This window comes from Bacillus sp. B2-WWTP-C-10-Post-4 (assembly GCF_009183805.1).
GTDB classification, from domain to species: domain Bacteria; phylum Bacillota; class Bacilli; order Bacillales; family Bacillaceae_G; genus Bacillus_A; species Bacillus_A cereus.
Map to the genome: position 1 here is coordinate 1 of NZ_WEII01000291.1, position 288 is coordinate 288.

Genomic DNA, 288 nt, shown 5'->3' on the forward strand with positions numbered 1-288 from the left:
GAAGATTTCGCCTTCAATTGAACATCTTTAGAAATAGATTCTTTTTGTAAAGATAGTACTTTATTCATTTAATACCCCTCCGTTCTTTCTATATTTGATGTTTTAATGCTTAGCAGAAGAACCAGCTTGCATTACTACTTGTTTTACATTGAACACTTTTAGAAGATTTCGCCTTCAATTGAACATCTTTAGAAATAGATTCTTTTTGTAAAGATAGTACTTTATTCATTTAATACCCCTCCGTTCTTTCTATATTTGATATTTTAATACCTAGCAAAAGAACCAGCT

1 protein-coding gene is annotated in these 288 nt (G+C 29.5%); it reads right to left on the reverse strand.

Going from position 1 to position 288, the window contains the following annotated elements:
- Positions 1-109: 109 nt before the first annotated feature.
- Positions 110-229, reverse strand: a complete 120-nt coding sequence (locus GBN78_RS30535) for a class III lanthipeptide (RefSeq protein ID WP_189340010.1) — start codon at positions 227-229, stop codon at positions 110-112.
- Positions 230-288 lie beyond the last annotated feature (59 nt).